The 15,413-nt window shown below is 67.2% G+C and carries 15 protein-coding genes; 8 read left to right on the forward strand and 7 right to left on the reverse strand.

What is annotated here, in order from left to right:
• Positions 1-49 precede the first annotated feature (49 nt).
• From H507_RS0106925 to H507_RS15325, 3 genes are all read left to right on the forward strand, one after another.
• Positions 50-244 (forward strand): DUF3046 domain-containing protein, encoded by a 195-nt coding sequence (locus H507_RS0106925; RefSeq protein WP_022909998.1) that lies wholly within the window; start codon positions 50-52, stop codon positions 242-244.
• Positions 245-506: 262 nt separating this feature from the next.
• Positions 507-1,553, forward strand: coding sequence for a recombinase RecA (recA, locus tag H507_RS0106930; protein ID WP_022909999.1), 1,047 nt, complete (start codon positions 507-509; stop codon positions 1,551-1,553).
• Positions 1,554-1,615: 62 nt separating this feature from the next.
• Positions 1,616-2,113, forward strand: a complete 498-nt coding sequence (locus H507_RS15325) for a regulatory protein RecX (protein WP_040438019.1) — start codon at positions 1,616-1,618, stop codon at positions 2,111-2,113.
• Positions 2,114-2,193: 80 nt separating this feature from the next.
• Here H507_RS15325 and H507_RS0106940 read toward each other — a convergent pair whose 3' ends face one another.
• From H507_RS0106940 to H507_RS0106960, 5 genes are all read right to left on the reverse strand, one after another.
• Complete coding sequence (locus H507_RS0106940) at positions 2,194-3,084, reverse strand: amino acid ABC transporter permease (RefSeq protein ID WP_022910001.1); 891 nt, start codon at positions 3,082-3,084, stop codon at positions 2,194-2,196.
• Positions 3,081-3,764, reverse strand: coding sequence for an amino acid ABC transporter permease (locus H507_RS0106945; protein WP_022910002.1), 684 nt, complete (start codon positions 3,762-3,764; stop codon positions 3,081-3,083). Before H507_RS0106945 ends, H507_RS0106940 begins: the two co-directional genes overlap by 4 nt.
• Positions 3,765-3,857: 93 nt before the next feature.
• Positions 3,858-4,667, reverse strand: coding sequence for a glutamate ABC transporter substrate-binding protein (locus H507_RS0106950; RefSeq protein WP_022910003.1), 810 nt, complete (start codon positions 4,665-4,667; stop codon positions 3,858-3,860).
• Between the two features lie 47 nt (positions 4,668-4,714).
• Positions 4,715-5,491, reverse strand: coding sequence for an amino acid ABC transporter ATP-binding protein (locus H507_RS0106955; RefSeq protein ID WP_022910004.1), 777 nt, complete (start codon positions 5,489-5,491; stop codon positions 4,715-4,717).
• Positions 5,492-5,585: 94 nt separating this feature from the next.
• Positions 5,586-6,485 (reverse strand): aldose 1-epimerase family protein, encoded by a 900-nt coding sequence (locus H507_RS0106960; RefSeq protein WP_022910005.1) that lies wholly within the window; start codon positions 6,483-6,485, stop codon positions 5,586-5,588.
• Positions 6,486-6,576: 91 nt separating this feature from the next.
• On the opposite strand from H507_RS0106960, the gene miaB reads away from it, so the two are divergent.
• Positions 6,577-8,043: a tRNA (N6-isopentenyl adenosine(37)-C2)-methylthiotransferase MiaB gene (gene miaB / locus H507_RS0106965; RefSeq protein WP_022910006.1), complete on the forward strand. Its 1,467-nt coding sequence runs from the start codon at positions 6,577-6,579 to the stop codon at positions 8,041-8,043.
• Between the two features lie 159 nt (positions 8,044-8,202).
• Here miaB and H507_RS0106970 read toward each other — a convergent pair whose 3' ends face one another.
• Complete coding sequence (locus tag H507_RS0106970) at positions 8,203-8,424, reverse strand: antitoxin (RefSeq protein WP_022910007.1); 222 nt, start codon at positions 8,422-8,424, stop codon at positions 8,203-8,205.
• 386 nt (positions 8,425-8,810) lie between these two features.
• On the opposite strand from H507_RS0106970, the gene miaA reads away from it, so the two are divergent.
• The 4 genes from miaA (at position 8,811) to H507_RS0106990 (ending at position 14,283) form a co-directional block, all read left to right on the forward strand.
• Positions 8,811-9,728, forward strand: coding sequence for a tRNA (adenosine(37)-N6)-dimethylallyltransferase MiaA (gene miaA / locus H507_RS0106975; protein WP_022910008.1), 918 nt, complete (start codon positions 8,811-8,813; stop codon positions 9,726-9,728).
• A gap of 67 nt (positions 9,729-9,795) precedes the next feature.
• Positions 9,796-10,614 carry a diaminopimelate epimerase gene (gene dapF, locus H507_RS0106980; protein ID WP_022910009.1) on the forward strand — a complete coding sequence of 273 codons (819 nt, stop codon included), beginning with the start codon at positions 9,796-9,798 and terminating at the stop codon, positions 10,612-10,614.
• 45 nt (positions 10,615-10,659) lie between these two features.
• Complete coding sequence (gene hflX / locus H507_RS15330; RefSeq protein WP_022910010.1) at positions 10,660-12,189, forward strand: GTPase HflX; 1,530 nt, start codon at positions 10,660-10,662, stop codon at positions 12,187-12,189.
• A 129-nt stretch (positions 12,190-12,318) separates the two neighbouring features.
• Positions 12,319-14,283: an ATP-dependent DNA helicase gene (locus H507_RS0106990; RefSeq protein ID WP_084707748.1), complete on the forward strand. Its 1,965-nt coding sequence runs from the start codon at positions 12,319-12,321 to the stop codon at positions 14,281-14,283.
• A 1-nt stretch (position 14,284) separates the two neighbouring features.
• On the opposite strand, the gene lexA is transcribed toward H507_RS0106990, so the two are convergent.
• Entirely contained in the window at positions 14,285-15,148 is an 864-nt protein-coding gene (gene lexA / locus H507_RS0106995) for a transcriptional repressor LexA (protein ID WP_022910012.1), read from the reverse strand.
• Between the last annotated feature and the right edge of the window lie 265 nt (positions 15,149-15,413).

Genomic DNA, 15,413 nt, shown 5'->3' on the forward strand with positions numbered 1-15,413 from the left:
CGGCACCGACATGTTCTGGCCGTCCTCGTGGCGCGGGTAGGCTGCGCCCATGCGAGAAACCGAGCTGAGGGCGCGCATGGCGCAACATCTCGGCAGCGCCTACTCCCTGCACTGGGCCGAGAACCAGTCCATGGCCTCATTGGGCGGCCGCACGGTCGAGGAGGCACTGGTGGCCGGCGTGAACTGCAAGACGATCTGGCGGGCCGTGTGGGCCGAGCTCGAGCTCGCCCCCGTTCATCGCTGACCCGCAGGCAGAAGAGGACAGGCGGTGGGATCACGCCCTCGGTGCCTCCCTCACCAAACACGTGCGACACACCGATGCGTTCGCGTGATTCGTACGCGTGTTCGGTAAGCTCTGACGTGTTGTCCACACCTGCGGCGACGGTCGAACACTTGTCCACAGGGCCTCGGGCCCGGTGAGATTTTGTCGGAGCCCGTCCATACAGTCACAGACGTCAGAACCGAACAGGACGAGCCCGGTCTCCGGGACCAGGAAAGGAACGAGCATGGCGGTTGCAGATCGCGCCAAGGCCCTCGAGGCGGCGCTCGCCCAGATCGAGAAGCAGCACGGCAAGGGCTCCGTGATGCGATTGGGTGAGGAGACCCGACAGCCCATCGCGGCCATCCCCACGGGCTCCGTGGCCCTCGACATCGCCCTGGGCATCGGGGGTCTCCCGCGAGGCCGAGTCGTCGAGATCTACGGACCCGAGTCCTCCGGAAAGACGACGGTGGCGTTGCACGCGATCGCCAACGCCCAGCGTGATGGCGGCATCTGTGCGTTCATCGACGCCGAGCACGCCCTTGACCCGGAGTATGCGTCCAAGTTGGGTGTCGACACCAACGCCCTGCTGGTGAGCCAGCCCGACAACGGTGAACAGGCGCTCGAGATCGCCGACATGCTGGTTCGGTCCGGTGCCCTGACCCTCATCGTGATCGACTCGGTGGCCGCCCTCACGCCTCGCGCCGAGATCGAGGGTGAGATGGGTGACAACCACGTCGGCCTGCAGGCCCGACTCATGAGCCAGGCGCTGCGCAAGATGACCGGCGCGCTCAGCGGCGCCGGCACCACGGCCATCTTCATCAACCAGCTGCGCGAGAAGATCGGCGTCATGTTCGGCTCGCCCGAGACCACGACCGGTGGCAAGGCCCTGAAGTTCTACTCCTCGGTCCGTCTCGACGTCCGCCGGATCGAGACCCTCAAGGACGGTACCGAGTCCGTGGGCAACCGAACCAGGGTCAAGGTCGTCAAGAACAAGGTGGCGCCGCCCTTCAAGCAGGCCGAGTTCGACATCCTGTACGGACAGGGCATCTCGAGGGAGGGCTCGCTGATCGACATGGGTGTCGACGCTGGCATCATCCGCAAGGCGGGTGCCTGGTTCACCTACGAGACCGACCAGTTGGGCCAGGGCAAGGAGAACGCCCGAGCCTTCCTCAAGGCCAACCCCGACATCGCCCTCGAGATCGAGACCAAGATCAAGCAGAAGATGGGGCTGGGTGCGCCTGAGGCCGTGCCGGACGGCGTGGATCCCGTGACGGGCGAGGTGGCGTTCTGAGCTCCGGCGAGCCCGCGGGGTCGGCTGATGGGGACGCCGACCCGCGGGAGGTCGCCCGCGAGATCGCGCTCAGACGACTGACGCTGCGCGCCCACAGTCGGCACGAACTGGCTGAGGCGATGCGAGCGAAACTGGTGCCCGGCGAGATCATCGACGAGGTGCTCGACCGGTTCAGTGAGGTGCAACTCATCGATGATGCCGCCTTCGCAGCGGCGTGGAGTGAGTCGAGGCACCGCAACCGGAACCTCTCCCGTCGGGTGATCGGGCGCGAACTGCGGGCCAAGGGCGTGTCGGACGATGACACGAAGCAGGCGCTCGACCAGATCACCGATGAGGACGAACTGCGTGCGGCTCGGCAGATCGCCGAGAAGAAGGCACGCAGTCTGGCCCGACTCGACCCGGTGGTGGCGCGGCGTCGGCTGGAAGGGGTACTGGCCAGGCGGGGCTATGGCCCGAGCGTCATCATCCGTGTCTGTCGCGAGGTACTCGATGCCGACCCTGACATCCTGGGCGACCTGACCGACGCCGACATCGATCCCGGACCTCACACCTGGAACTGAGCGGCCCGGGATGCGCGCTGGCTGTGGCTAAGCCACTCCCGGAGCCACTCAGGAGTCGGCCCGGGCCGGACTGGGCTGGCTCAGTCGGCGGGATCGACGTTGTCAGAACCGATACCGGTCACCGGCACGGCGCCCACTCCCACGGCCCTTCCGGCGCGCCGGGTGCGGACCTTCGTCTCGACCCAGCCGGCGAACGTCGTCAGGGCGTAGTTGATCACGATGTAGATCACCGCCGCGACCAGCAGGGCGGCCAGGATGTTGGACTTGCCCGAGGCCAGCGTCCCCAAGGAGCGCAACAGGTCCGGGTAGGTGACGATGTAGCCGAGCGCCGTGTCCTTCAGCACGACCACCATCTGACTCAGCAGCGACGGCAGCATCGCGGTCACGGCCTGGGGCAGCAGGACGTTCCACAGGGTCTGCTCCCGGGTCAGCCCGATGGCCCATCCCGCCTCCCGCTGCCCGCTGGGAAGTGAGTGAACTCCGGAGCGGATCAGTTCGGCGATGACGGAGCCGTTGTAGAACGTGAGTCCCAGCACCACCGAGAGGAACGGCAGGGCGTCGCCGCTGAGGGCGCCGGAGTAGAGGAAGACGTAGTAGAAGAAGACCATCATGACCAGCACGGGCACTGATCGGAAGAACTCCACCAGTACGCCGGACGCCCAGGAGATGGGCTTGACGTGACTGAGCCGACCCACCCCCAACAGCACACCCACCACACCTGCGGTGAGCACCGACAGGGCGGCCGCCTGCAGCGTTTGCAGCAGACCGGGCAGCACGAAGTTCGTCCAGGTCGATGCCTCGAGGAATGGCTCCCATTTCGATGCGGTGAGCAGCTGGCTCCTCAGCGCCCACAGGAAGGCGGCTCCGATCACCAGACAGGCGAGCACACCCACGGTGCCGACCACGCGGCTGAGGGCTCGTCCACGGGGCCCCGGTGCGTCGAAGATGACCGACGACGACTGTGCGCTCATCGGGCCACCGCCAACTTCTGTGACAGGCGCGTGAAGATGATGCCCATCGGTAGCGTCAGCACCACGAACCCGAAGGCAATGATCGCGAAGATCAGCACGATCAGGTCGGGGCGGAACTCGATCATGTTTTTCATCTGGGTCGAGGCCTCGGTGACTGTGACGGTCGCCGCCACCGTGGTGTTCTTGGTGAGCGCGATCAGTGTGTTGCCGAGTGGCGCGACCGCCCCGCGCAGGGCCTGCGGCAGGATGACCTCGCGGATCGAGCCCCCGAAGGACAGCCCCAGTGCCCGAGCGGCCTCGGCCTGACCCATCGGCACCGTGTTGACCCCCGACCTGATCGCCTCGGCGACGAACGAGGCGTGGTAGATCGACAGCGCCACCACAGCCCATGCGAAGTTGTTCCACTCGGTGCTGGCGCCTCGTCCGAGCAGGGGCCAGTTCATGGACAACAGGAAGCCGAAGACGCAGAAGAAGAGGATCAGCGTCAGGGGAGTGTTGCGGATCAGCGTGACATAGCTGGTACCGAAGAAGCGGAGAGCTGCCACGGGGGAGATGCGGAGCACCGCGATCACCATCCCGATCAGGGCGGCGCCGATGGCCGACAAGACGGTGAGCAGCAGCGTCATGCCGAAGGCCTGCACCAGGTTGTACTGCCTGAACAGTTCTGCCACGTCGTTCATCCGCGCTCCTTTCGGATCAGGGGGTGTCTGCCGGGACGAGCCTGCCACGCAGGCTCGTCCCGGTCAGATTGGTTTCTGGGTACCCGAGGGCACTCAGCTGCAGGGGTCGACCTTGGGTTCGGCCGGAGCCTTGAAACCCGATGCGCCGACAGTCTTCTCGATCGCCTTGGCCCAGTCGCCGCTCGAGACCATCTTCTCGATGGCGGTGTTGACCTTCTTGCAGAGTTCGACGTCGCCCTTCTTCAGACCGACGCCGTAGCGCTCCTCCGAGAACGGGGCCCCCACGACCTTGAGCTTGCCCTTGTAGGCGTCCTGGGCTGCGAAACCGGCGAGGATGACGTTGTCGGTGGTGACAGCGTCGATCGACCCATTGGCCAGCGCCTCAACGCACTTGGAATACGTGTCGAACTGCTGCAGGTCGACGCCGGGGACGACCTTCTTGACCTTCTCGGCCGAGGTCGAGCCGGTGACCGAGCACAGCTTCTTGCCGTCGAGGTCCTTCGGACCCGAGATGGTCGAGTCATTGGCGACCAGCAGGTCCTGACCAGCCACGAAGTACGGCCCGGCGAACGAGACCTTCTCCTTGCGCGCGTCGGTGATCGAATAGGTCGCGAAGATCAGCTTGACCTGCCCACCCTGGATGAGGTTCTCCCGTTGCGCCGAGGGGGACTCCTTCCACTCGATCTTGTTCTCGTCGTACCCGAGCTCCTTGGCGACGTACTTGGCGACCTCGACGTCGAAGCCCTGGTAGGAGTCACCGACCTTCTGTCCCAGGCCCGGCTGGTCGAACTTGATGCCGATGGCGATCTTGTCGCCCGCGCCGGAGTTGTTGCCGCAGGCGGCCAGCGAGGTGGCGAGCAGGAGGGCGGCAGCCCCTGCCGCGATCTTGCGGGTGAGCTTCATGGTGAGCCTTTCGGTGGTGGATGGTGGCGGGTGGAACAGATCAGGGGTCAGTGCAGGATCTTCGACAAGAAGTCCTTGGCCCGATCGGACTGGGGTGAGGTGAAGAAGGCCTCGGGTTCGGCCTCCTCGACGATCTGGCCGTCGGCCATGAAGATGACCCGGTCGGCCGCCTTGCGGGCGAATCCCATCTCATGGGTGACCACGATCATCGTCATTCCCTGCTTGGCAAGTCCGACCATCACGTCGAGCACCTCGTTGACCATCTCGGGGTCGAGCGCAGAAGTGGGCTCGTCGAAGAGGATCACTTTGGGGTCCATGGCCAGCGCTCGGGCGATGGCGACACGCTGCTGCTGTCCTCCCGACAGTTGGGCCGGGTACTTCTGTGCCTGGGAGTCCACACCCACCCGGGTCAGGAGGTCCATGGCCTTGTCGCGGGACTTGGCAGCGCCCAGCCGGCGAACCTTGGTGGGTCCGAGCGTGACGTTGTCGAGGATCGACTTGTGGCTGAACAGGTTGAATGACTGGAAGACCATGCCGACGTCGGCGCGCAACTGGGCGAGGGCCTTGCCCTCCTCGGGCAGTCGCTGTCCGTCGATCAGGATCTCGCCCGACTCAATGGTCTCGAGACGATTGATGGTGCGGCACAGGGTCGACTTGCCCGAGCCCGAAGGTCCGAGCACGACGACCACCTCGCCCTGACGCACGGTGAGGTTGATGTCCCGCAGCACATGGTTGTCGCCGAAGTGCTTGTTGACGTCCTTCAGCACGACCAGGTCGCGGCCCGAGGTGGACGGCGACTGCGAAGGCTCTGCGACTGCGCTCATGCCCGGAACACTAGGGCAAGCATGCGGGTGGGGGCTCGGGTTCGCTGCTGAGGCCACCATCTGTTGCCAACCTGTAACACCCTCCCGAGCGGAGTCAGCGGACCCTGAAACCCCAGCTCGCCGACCACTCCGCGCCCGGTTGCAGGATCACCAGACCGTCGTGCGTCGGCCCCGGGTTGAAGGCGTCGGGTCCGCAGCTCATGGGCTCGATGGCCAGCGACAGACGGTCCGCGGGGGTGTAGATCTGCAGCCAGGGCAGCTTCTCGTCCGCCCACAGGGTGATCTCGCCGTCTCGTCCGCGGACGTTCAGCTCCCAAGCCCCGTCGACGCCGGCAAAGGCACGGTCAAAGGTGCGAGCCCCGAGCGGGGCAGTGTCGTCCAACTGCTCGGACGTGCCCTGGGTGTCGATCAAGCTGATGGGCAGCAGGCGGTCGGCCTCGACGTCGAGGTACTGCCGGAACGGCGAGCGGACCACCCACTCGTCGATGGGGCCCCCGACCTTGACGTAGGGGTGGGCTGCGTATCCCCAGGGGGCGGGAGTCGAGCCGACGTTGCGGGCGCTGACCTCGACGGTGAGGCCGGTCTCGTCCACGCGGTGGGTCAGGATCGCCTCGACGCCGAAGGGGTAGCCCGGCTGCGGGAGCACGCGGACCTGCTGTTCGACCTCGGTGTCGGTGTGATGCACCAACTGCCACGGCACCCAGGCCACCAGCCCGTGCAGGGCGGTGAAGCGGTCGATCTCGTTGACCGGAAGCTGGTGCTCGGCACCGTCGAAGCCATAGCGACCATCGCGGATCCGGTTGGGCCACGGCAGGAGTTGTTGACCTTGGCTCCCCTGCGGGATGTCCTCGGGCCCGAACCCCCACAGGCGTTCGTGGCCACCGATGGTCAGGCTGCGCAGCGTGGCGCCCTGCTCGGTGACGACGGCCGAGACCTCGCCCGCGCTGATCTGGTACTGCTCGCCGGTGGGGTGGTGGGCTGCTGGTGCGTGCATGGACGTCACGCTAGCCACTTTGCTGCGACCGTGCGGGCGCCGGGGACGATGGTCGGGCTCCCAGTTCGGCGCCGGTAGAATCCGGCCCATCATGACGTCTCCCACCATCGCCCGGCGCACCTACCAGGTCGTGACCTACGGCTGCCAGATGAACGTTCACGACTCGGAGCGGATCTCGGGTCTGCTCGAGGACGCTGGTTACGTCCGCACGGAGGCGGACGACCAAGCCGACCTGGTCGTGTTCAACACCTGCGCCGTTCGGGAGAATGCCGACAACAAGTTGTACGGGAATCTCGGGCACATCGCCTCGGTCAAGGCCGTCCGTCCGGGGATGCAGATCGCCGTGGGCGGGTGCATGGCCCAGAAGGACCGGGACACGATCACACGCCGCGCGCCGTGGGTCGACGTGGTCTTCGGTACCCACAATGTCGGCTCGTTGCCCGTCCTGCTCGAGCGCGCGCGCATCGAACAGGAGGCGCAGGTCGAGATCGTCGAGGCCCTGCAGACCTTCCCGTCCAACCTGCCGACCCGTCGTGACTCCGCCTACTCGGCCTGGGTCTCGATCTCGGTGGGGTGCAACAACACCTGCACCTTCTGCATCGTCCCGGCCCTGCGTGGCAAGGAGACGGATCGGCGTCCGGGCGACATTCTGCGCGAGATCGAGACGCTGGTGGCCGAAGGAGTGCAGGAGATCACCCTGCTCGGCCAGAACGTCAACTCCTACGGAGTCGAGTTCGGTGATCGTGGTGCGTTCGCCAAGCTGTTGCGTGCCTGCGGTGGGGTCGAGGGGCTTGAGCGGGTGAGGTTCACCAGCCCGCACCCGGCCGCCTTCACCGATGACGTGATCGAGGCCATGGCCGAGACCCCCAACGTCATGCCGCAGCTGCACATGCCCCTGCAATCCGGGTCGGACCGCATCCTGCGGGAGATGCGCCGCTCGTACCGGGCGGAGCGCTACCTCGGGATCATCGAGCGGGTCCGCGCGGCAATGCCCGAGGCGGCCATCACGACCGACCTGATCGTGGGTTTCCCCGGCGAGACCGAGGACGACTTCCGCCAGACCCTCGACGTCGTGGCCGCCTCGCGTTTCGCAGCCGCGTTCACATTCCAGTACTCGATCCGCCCGGGGACACCGGCGGCGACCATGCCCGACCAGGTGCCCAAGCCCGTCGTCCAGGAGCGCTACGACCGATTGCTGGAGCTGGTGAACGACGTGGCCCACCGCGAGAACCAGGGGCTCGAGGGACGTGAAGTCGAAGTGATGTTCGCCGACGGAGAGGGTCGCAAGGACCAAGCCACCCACCGCATGAGCGGTCGCGCCCGCGACAACCGTCTCGTCCACGTCACCGTGCCCGGGGACGCTGCCCAGCGCCCGCGCCCCGGTGACATCGCCACGACCGTGGTCACCCACGCCGCCCCACACCACCTGAACGCCGACGCCGGCATCACCGACCTGCGTCGCACCCGGGGCGGGGATGCCTGGCAGCGGCGTCAGGAGACTCCTGCGGTGTCTGCGGGCGTCTCCTTGGGCATGCCGACGCTTCGGCCCACGTCCTGACCCGTTGATCGGTCCACGCGAACTGGACGCAGGACGGGCTGAACGCAGAAGGGGACGAGCGGCTTCGCTCGTCCCCTTCGTCATGCTGGAGTTTCGGGTACCGCTGGTGTGCCGGTACCGCTGGTGATGGTGTTCGTGCTGCTTGATGTGCAGCGGCAATCAGAGGTTGCCGGTCTTGTCCTCGATGAAGGCCTGACCTCGGTCAACCTGGCCTGAGTACTTGCCGCCGGTCTTGTCGTCGACGAAGTCGCCCGCCTGCTCCACGCCACCATCGATCTGGTCTGCGTGCTGGTTCGCCAGCTCCTGGCCCTTGTTGACCAGGTCGGAGTCATTGCTGTCGTCACCGTCGAACGCATTCTTCACATCGTCAAGCAGTCCCATGTGGTCTCCCTTCTGCGTGCGATCCCCGGAGGGCTTGGATCCACTGTGCACACGAGCGATCCGGCTGTCAGGCGTTCGCGTCAGATTTCTCCCACGATGGTCGTCGATGGGCTCCCGGGTTGCCCCAGTTCCAGCGCCTTGCCTCCCTTCCGTCCAGTTGCCTCCCTTCCGTCCCAGTTGCCCGCCTTCCGTCCCAGTTGCCCTCACGGGGAGCAGTTGCCCTAGGGGAGGGACAGGGCAGGTGCACCGGATGGGGGCAGGTTGGCGGGAACGAGGGCAGGTGCAACCGGACGAGGCGTCGCTGCCGCGGACCAGACGCGGAACGCCCGATGCCCCGGCCCTGCCCATCCGCCACCGGCTCCCTCGGGGGCTGGCAGAATGACGGGGTGCCCACGTCCGTCCCGTTGATCGTCCTGGTCGGCCCCACGGCCAGTGGGAAGTCGCAGCTGGCCGTCGACCTGGCCTGCACGCTGTCGGCCGCCGGACGTCCCAGTGAGATCGTCAACGCCGACTCCATGGCGGTCTATCGGGGGATGGACATCGGCACGGCGAAGCCCACCCCTGACCAACGTGGGGCCGTCCGCCACCACCTGGTCGACATCTGGGAGCCCGCGGTCACCGCGTCGGTGGCCGAGTTCCAGGAACTGGCGCGAGACGTGATCGCGACGCTGCGGTCGCACGGCACCATCCCCGTCCTGGTGGGCGGATCTGCCCTCTACACCCACGCCATCACCGACGAGTTCGACTTCCCCGGAACCGATCCACGGGTGAGGGCCGCATGGCAGCACCGTTGCGAGACGGTGGGGGCAGAGGCCCTGCACGCCGAACTCGCCGCCATTGCCCCCGAGGTGGCGGAGCGGATCGAGCCCGGGAACGCCCGCCGAATCGTCCGGGCCCTCGAAGTCATCTCGCTGACGGGCACCTTCAGCGCCAGCCTGCCGGAACCCACCTACGCCCTGGACGAGGTGCACCAGTTCGGCCTCGAGGTCGAACGTGGTGTGATGGACGCCCGGATCGCCCAACGGGTCGACGAGATGTGGGAGCAGGGATTCGTCGACGAGGTGCGTCGACTCGAGGCCCAGGGCCTGAGATCGGCACGCACGGCGTCGCGAGCCCTCGGCTATCGACAGGTGCTCGATCATCTCGCCGGCGCCTGCACCGAGGAGGAGGCCCGGCTGGCCACGGTGGCCCAGACCCGACGCTTTGCCCGCAAGCAGCTGGGTTGGTTCAGGCGGGATCCACGGATCACCTGGTTGCCCGCGGACGACCCGGCCAACGTCGATCGGGTCATCGAGTCGCTATGAGCTGAACCGCCGGTGCACCCGTCAGGGAGCGTGAAAGACTGCGGGGATCACACCACGGGAGGCACACGTGCGCAGGATCAGGTTCGCCAAGGGTCAAGGCACCGGCAACGACTTCGTGATCGTGGCCGATCGGCACAATACGATGCCGTTGTCGGCCAATGATGTGCGTACCCTCACCGATCGCCACTTCGGAATCGGTGGCGACGGAGTGTTGCGTGCGGTGAAGGCCGAGCACATCCCCGAGTGGGACGGCGATCCCGACCTGTGGTTCATGGACTACCGGAACGCCGATGGCTCCATCGCCGAGATGTGCGGCAACGGGCTCAGGGTCTTCGTGCGCTACCTGATGGAGAACGACTGGCTCAACCAACCCCGGATCGCCACGCGTGCCGGGGAGCGTGCCGTCCAGGTCACCAACGACGGCACCTTCACCGTCGACATGGGCGAGGTGACGCTGGGTGGCACCGTGGAGGTCGACCTGGATGGGCGCAACTGGTCAGCCACCGTCGTCGACGTCGGCAACCCCCACGCGGTCGTGTTGCTTGACGAGGGCACCGACCTTGCGGGGCTCCCGGTGCAACAGCAGCCCAGGTGGCAGCCATCCGAGGCCTTCCCCGAGGGTGCGAATGTCGAGTTCGTCGTGCCCACCGGCGAGCGCTCGATCGCGCTCAGGGTGCACGAACGGGGTAGCGGCGAGACCCTGTCATGCGGCACTGGGGTGGTCGCGGCGGCGGCCGCGTTCGCCCGGGCCAGTGGGGGCGGTCCGGGCAGCTATGCGGTGACCGTTCCCGGTGGCCAACTGTGGGTCGGCCTGGGTGAGCAGAGAGCGACCTTGACCGGTCCGGCGGTGCTCGTGGCAACCGGCGAGACCAGCCTGCCCGACTGAATTGCGCTGGTCGTGTGACGGTTCGGCTGGCAAAATGGATGGACGATGACCCAAGCACCCCAGCATTCGCTCGAGCCCAGCGACCTCGACGCCCTTGAACTCCCGACCACAGACGTCGACCCCGGCGGACTCGATGACGAGGACGACTACCTCGAGGGGGACGAGCTCAGCGACCCGTGGGCCGAACCCGACCCCGAGGAGGACCAGAGCTTCGACGGTGACCAGATCGACCTCGCTGCTCGGCACAGCCTGCGCCGAGTGGCGGGCATCTCGACCGAGCTCGAGGACGTCACCGAGGTCGAGTACCGCCAACTCCGACTCGAGCGGGTGGTGCTGGTTTCCGTCTGGACCTCCGGCACCGAGCAGGACGTCGACAACGCCATGGCTGAACTCAAACTGCTGGCAGAGACCGCCGGCTCGCAGGTGCTGGAGGGGCTCGTCCAGCGCAGGAAGTCTCCCGACCCTGCCACCTACATCGGACGCGGCAAGGTCGACGAGGTACGTGAGGTGGTCATGGCCACCGGCGCCGACACCGTGATCTGCGACGGGGAACTGCAACCTGCCCAGCTGCGCAACCTCGAGGACCGGATCAAGGTGAAGGTCGTCGACCGGACCGCGCTGATCCTCGACATCTTCGCCCAGCACGCCAAGAGCGTCGAAGGCAAGGCCCAGGTGGAACTGGCCCAGCTGAGCTACCTCAAGCAGCGGTTGCGTGGGTGGGGTGGGAACCTCTCCCGCCAGGCCGGCGGGCGTGCGGCCGGTGGCGCGGGAATCGGTGGCCGTGGCCCCGGTGAGACGAAGATCGAGACGGACAGGCGCCGGATCAACACTCGCATCGCCCAGTTGCGGGCCCGGCTGCGCGAGATGGACGGGGTTCGGGAGACCAAGCGCGCCGATCGCGTGCGCAACCGGATCCCCTCGGTTGCGATCGTGGGCTACACCAACGCGGGCAAGTCGTCCCTGCTCAACCGTCTCACCCACGCGGGGGTGCTGGTCGAGGACGCGCTGTTCGCCACCCTTGACCCGACCACGCGCCGCACCAACGCCTCCGACGGACGGGTGTTCACCCTCACCGACACCGTCGGCTTCGTGCGCCACCTTCCCCACGACCTGGTGGCGGCCTTCGCCTCGACCCTGGAGGAGTCCACCCAGGCCGACCTGCTGCTGCACGTGGTCGACGGTTCCGACCCCGACCCGATCGGGCAGATCAATGCGGTGCGGACGGTGCTCAACGACATCGGGGCCGGTCACCGTGCCGAGCAGATGGTGATCAACAAGATCGACCGTGCCGACCCGGACACCCTCACCATGCTTCGCAGCCAGTACCCCGACGCCGTGTTCGTGTCAGCGCGCACGGGTGAGGGCATCGATGAGCTCAGGCGCGTCACCGAGGCGAGGTTGCCGGTGCCCGAGGTCGAGGTGACGGCCATGGTTCCCTACGCACGCGGTGACCTGATCGACAAGATCCACCGCACCGGCCAGTTGGTGACCAGCGAACACACCGCGGACGGCACCCTGGTGACGGCCCATGTCCATCCCGGACTCGCGGCAGAGATCGAGCCCTACCGGCGCTGAGGTCGGGCGCCGAGGAATGTCGGACGCGTTCGTTAACATGACCGGGTGACTCAACAGCGCCGGCATCGGGACGTACTGGCGGCAGCTGTGGCCGGGTTCGGTGGCGAGGAGCGGCCGGGCCAGGAGCTGATGGCTGACGCCATCGCCGACGCGTTTGACACCGGCGTGCACGCGCTCATCCAAGCCGGCACCGGCACGGGGAAGTCGTTGGGCTACCTGGCCCCGGCGCTCGACCGCTGTGCCACCAGCGGCGACACGGTGATCGTCGCCACCGCCACCCTGGCCCTGCAGGCGCAGTTGGCGAAGAAGGACATCCCGGCAGCGCTGGACGCCATCGAGGTCGTCCACGGCAAGCGTCCCGCGACCGCCATCCTCAAGGGCCGCACCAACTACGCCTGCCTCTACCGCGTGCGCGAGGGACTGGCACCCGATCAGGACACCTTGCTGGGTGGGGAGGAGGTGGCCGAGGCCGCCAAGGCCTCAGGAGCGGGCGCGGAATCGGTGATCGGCGCAGAGGTGGTGATGCTGCGTGAGTGGGCCGAGCAGCAGTTGGCCGAGCACGGTGTGGCTGACCGCGACGATGCCCCCAGTCACCTGCCCCGTTCGTGGGAACAGGTCTCGATCCCGGTGCGGGAGTGCCTGGGGGTGCAGCGCTGCCCGTTCGGGTCCGAGTGCTTCGTGGAGAAGTCACGCGACGAGGCTCGCAAGGCCCAACTGATCGTCACCAACCACGCGTTGCTGGCGATCGATGCCATGCACGGCGGTACGGCCCTGCCCGAGCACGACCTGGTCGTGATCGACGAGGCCCATGACCTGGTGTCCCGGGTCACCGGGGCGGCCTCGGACGAGCTCAGCCCCCAGCTGGTGGAAAGGGTCGCCCGCCGCGCGCTCAACCACGTGGACGACGACACCGGCATGCAACTGCTCGAGGCGGCCGACGCGCTCAAGTCCGCGCTCGACGAGGCACCGGTGGGGCGGATCACCGAGGCGGGGGTGATGACCCAGGCCTTCGCCCTCGTGCGTGATGCCGCCCGTCACGCCGTCAGCCAACTCGCCACCAAGCCGGACGACCGTCCAGCGGTCATGCAGGGAGCCGACGCCGAGAAGACCCAGGCCGCCGCCGCCGTGAAGGAGATCTTCGACATCGCCGAACGCATGGCGGCCCTGCGACCCGCCGATGTCGTGTGGACCACTGACCGGGATCGGTTCGGGCGCTGGGCCCACGTGGCCCCGTTGTCGGTGGCCGGCCTGATGAGGGAGGCCGTCATGAGCACCGCGACAGTGGTGATGACCTCGGCGACCCTCAAGATCGGCGGCGACTTCGACCAAGTGGCCCAGACGGTCGGGCTCAAGCGCAAGGAACGGGTGGACTCACCCTCGGTCGAGGTCGACCGCGCCGAGGAGTCCACCGAGCTGCACTGGGCTGGCCTCGACGTCGGATCGCCGTTCGACTACCGGCGACAGGGCATCCTCTACGTCGCGGCCGACCTGCCCAACCCCGGTCGTGAACAGATGGCCCCCGAAGTGCTGGCCGAGGTGGCGGAGTTGGTGTGGGCGGCCGGCGGTCGAACGCTGGGGCTGTTCGCTTCCCAGCGGAACGCCGAGGCCGCCGCCCGGCACGTGCGTGCGCAGTTGCCCGACCTCACCATCCTCTGCCAGGGCGATGCCCAGCTGCCCGAGTTGACGCGGAGGTTCATCGAGGACCCTCATGCAAGCCTGTTCGGAACCCTGTCGCTGTGGCAGGGGATCGACATCCCCGGCGACACCTGCGAGTTGGTGATCATCGACAAGATCCCCTTCCCTCGCCCGGACGACCCTTTGATGCAGGCCAGGCAACAGGCTGTCACCGAGGCGGGTGGCAACGGCTTCATGGCCGTGGCGGCATCGCACGCCGCCCTCCTGCTCGCGCAGGGAGCCGGTCGGCTGATTCGACGAGCCAGCGACAGAGGCGTGGTGGCGATGCTCGATCCGCGCCTGGTCAAGGCGAGGTACGGATCATTCCTGAGGGCGACGATGCCGGAGTTCTGGATGACCGCAGACCGTGAGGTGGCCGTGCAGGCCCTGAAGCGGCTGCAAGCGGCACGGGAGTCGTGACTCACACCTTCCGCATCACCGCGACGACCTTGCCGAGAATGCTGGCGTGGTTGCCGTCGATGGGGGAGTAGAGCGGGTTGTGCGGGAGTAGCCACACCTGTCCCGGAACCCGCTTGAAGGTCTTCACCGTGGCCTCGGTGTCGAGCAGGGCCGCGACGATGTCGCCGTTCTCCGCAGTCGGCTGTTGTCGGACGACAACCCAGTCGCCGTCGCAGATGGCTGCCTCGATCATCGAGTCGCCTCGCACCTCGAGCATGAACAGGGTGCCTTCCCCCACCAGTTGGCGGGGGAGCGGGAAGACGTCCTCGATGACCTCCTCGGCCAGGATCGGGCCGCCGGCGGCGATACGACCGAGGATGGGGACGTTGACGGCGGTGGGGAAGGTGTCGTTGATGCCCGTCACGTCGAGGTCGTCCGCCACACCTCCGGACGCCGTGGCCCTCGTCGTCGGTGCGCTGGCCCGCAGTGGGGTCGGAGCCGGTAGCGCGGCCGTTTGTTTCGCGGAGAGATCGGTGGCCGGCATCCGCACCTCGATGGCGCGGGGGCGGTTGGGGTCACGGCGCAGGTAGCCCTTGGCCTCGAGTGCGCGCATCTGGTGGGCGACCGACGAAGGGGACGCGAAGCCCATCACGGACGCCACCTCACGAATGCTCGGCGGGTAGCCCTTCGACTCGATCGAGGCACGAATGACCTCGAGGATCCGGTGCTGGCGAGGCGTCAGCCCATCGGCACCAGGGTTGGCCTCCGCCGGAGAGGAGGCAGCGCCGAGTTCGGCCTGGATCGCCGCATTGCTTGGTCGGCCCGGCCCACGCTTGGTGACGGTCCGGCGACGCTTGCGGGGGGTGGGTGCCTCTTCTCCTGACATGTGCCTGACGGTAGGCAGAATCGAACGAGATTTCAAACACCCGGGCCGCGTGTTCCGGTGTCGCGAAGGAAATTGTCAGAGCTGCCCTGTTGGGTGAGAAGTGTTCGGCAACCCATCACGTTGGCCGACGAAGCCCGATGGAGGCAGCGACACGCGGATTGATTCGAACCGTTGTGCGATTCACTCCGGGCGGCTAGTGTTATCGAACAGGTGTACAGGCACTGCAGTCCGAGTCGCTCGGGGCGGTGCACAACCCGGGTCCGGA

It is taken from the genome of Aestuariimicrobium kwangyangense DSM 21549 (genome assembly GCF_000421525.1).
Classification (GTDB): domain Bacteria; phylum Actinomycetota; class Actinomycetes; order Propionibacteriales; family Propionibacteriaceae; genus Aestuariimicrobium; species Aestuariimicrobium kwangyangense.

Coding starts and splice junctions, on each gene's coding strand:
- H507_RS0106925 (WP_022909998.1), top strand. CDS start 50: ATGCGAGAAACCGAGCTGAGGGCGCGCATGGCGCAACATCTCGGCAGC.
- recA (WP_022909999.1), top strand. CDS start 507: ATGGCGGTTGCAGATCGCGCCAAGGCCCTCGAGGCGGCGCTCGCCCAG.
- H507_RS0106940 (WP_022910001.1), bottom strand. CDS start 3,084: ATGAGCGCACAGTCGTCGTCGGTCATCTTCGACGCACCGGGGCCCCGT.
- H507_RS0106945 (WP_022910002.1), bottom strand. CDS start 3,764: ATGAACGACGTGGCAGAACTGTTCAGGCAGTACAACCTGGTGCAGGCC.
- H507_RS0106950 (WP_022910003.1), bottom strand. CDS start 4,667: ATGAAGCTCACCCGCAAGATCGCGGCAGGGGCTGCCGCCCTCCTGCTC.
- H507_RS0106955 (WP_022910004.1), bottom strand. CDS start 5,491: ATGAGCGCAGTCGCAGAGCCTTCGCAGTCGCCGTCCACCTCGGGCCGC.
- H507_RS0106960 (WP_022910005.1), bottom strand. CDS start 6,485: ATGCACGCACCAGCAGCCCACCACCCCACCGGCGAGCAGTACCAGATC.
- miaB (WP_022910006.1), top strand. CDS start 6,577: ATGACGTCTCCCACCATCGCCCGGCGCACCTACCAGGTCGTGACCTAC.
- H507_RS0106970 (WP_022910007.1), bottom strand. CDS start 8,424: ATGGGACTGCTTGACGATGTGAAGAATGCGTTCGACGGTGACGACAGC.
- hflX (WP_022910010.1), top strand. CDS start 10,660: ATGACCCAAGCACCCCAGCATTCGCTCGAGCCCAGCGACCTCGACGCC.
- H507_RS0106990 (WP_084707748.1), top strand. CDS start 12,319: ATGGCTGACGCCATCGCCGACGCGTTTGACACCGGCGTGCACGCGCTC.
- lexA (WP_022910012.1), bottom strand. CDS start 15,148: ATGTCAGGAGAAGAGGCACCCACCCCCCGCAAGCGTCGCCGGACCGTC.